1 protein-coding gene is annotated in these 257 nt (G+C 54.1%); it reads right to left on the bottom strand.

What is annotated here, in order from left to right:
* A partial coding sequence (locus WDB87_RS00030; protein WP_337848633.1) for an Ig-like domain-containing protein occupies positions 1 to 257 on the bottom strand: 257 nt, incomplete at both ends.

The following is a 257-nucleotide window of genomic DNA, read 5'->3' as shown; positions in this document are numbered from 1 at the left end:
CCTGCACTGTCTTCAAACGTTAGGCTAATGGTGGTGCCATCGGCTGCATCACTTGTCCCGCTGATAGTTGGCGTGGTGTCATTGGTGTCAACCAAGGCATTAATACTAATGCTTGGCGCAGTGGTGTTCAGTGTCGCGCTTTCACTCACCGTGGTGGTGTTACCAGCGTTGTCGCTTACGCTTGCCTCAATGGTGAGCTCACCATCGCTTAAGGCGTTCGGTACATCCGCTGACCAGCTGCCATCGGCTTGCACTGT

The sequence above is a fragment of the Pseudoalteromonas sp. C12FD-1 genome (assembly GCF_037414265.1).
Lineage (GTDB): Bacteria > Pseudomonadota > Gammaproteobacteria > Enterobacterales > Alteromonadaceae > Pseudoalteromonas.
The sequence above is the reverse complement of the archived record's forward strand: the minus strand, read 5'-3'. Positions and strand labels throughout refer to the sequence as shown.